This is a genomic window from Pedobacter sp. 01T416_2, from assembly GCF_056398925.1.
Window position 1 is genome coordinate 1 of sequence record NZ_JBFTQI010001186.1, and the last position, 1,145, is coordinate 1,145.

Here is a 1,145-nt window from a genome sequence, read left to right on the forward strand (position 1 = left end):
GTGCTGATGATGATCTTTTGGTGATTTACTTTTTCCATTATTTAAACTCTCTGAAATCCTGACCGTCGGTAATGTTCAACAAGCTTTCATAAATCAAGCTGATTACATTATCAACATCTTCTTTATGTACCATTTCTACGGTAGTATGCATATAGCGTAACGGCAGCGAAATTAATGCTGATGGTACACCACCATTTGAATAGGCAAAAGCATCGGTATCGGTTCCGGTAGAACGCGAAGATGCCTGACGCTGGAAAGGAATATGGTTTTTCTCAGCGGTTTTAATTAATAATTTATTTAAATTGGTTTGAACAGCTGGCGCATACGAAACCACGGGGCCTTTACCGGCTGATAAATCGCCTTGAATGTTTTTGTTAATCATTGGCGTAGTGGTATCGTGTGTTACATCGGTAATAATGGCCACATTGGGTTTGATGCGCTGGGCAATCATCTCGGCACCGCGTAAACCGATTTCTTCCTGTACAGAGTTTACAATATATAAGCCGAAAGGAAGTTTTTTCTTGTTCTCTTTTAATAAACGTGCTACTTCGGCAATCATAAAACCGCCCACACGGTTATCTAAGGCACGGCCAACATAATAGCGATCGTTCAAAACCATAAACTCATCTTCGTAGGTAATTACACAACCTACGTGGATGCCCAATTTTTCTACTTCTTCTTTTGTAGTACAACCACAGTCTAAAAAGATATTTTTTAATTCTGGTGCCTGTTCTTTTTCGCCATGTCGGGTGTGGATCGCTGGCCAACCGAATACTGCTTTAACCAATCCCTTTTCAGTATGAATATTCACCCGTTTTGATGGCGCAATCTGATGATCTGAACCACCATTTCGGATTACATAAATTAAACCATCTGCGGTGATGTAATTTACATACCAGGAAATTTCATCGGCATGTGCTTCTATAACTACTTTAAAAGCAGCTTTAGGATTAATAACACCTACAGCGGTACCGTAGTTATCGATAAAGTGTTCATCGATATATGGTTTTAAATAGTTTAACCAAAGTTTTTGCCCTTCCCATTCGTAGCCGGTAGGAGCAGGATTATTGATGTATTCTTCAAGAAACTGCAGCGATTTTTTAGTTACCACAGCAACATGTTTTTTCTTTTCGTCGTCTTTTTTC

General features: G+C 39.3%; 1 protein-coding gene. It reads right to left on the reverse strand.

The window, feature by feature from the left end:
* Nucleotides 1-37 precede the first annotated feature (37 nt).
* The coding region (locus AC1DPQ_RS28430; RefSeq protein ID WP_477611669.1) for a M42 family metallopeptidase at nt 38-1,145 on the reverse strand (1,108 nt) is incomplete at its 5' end.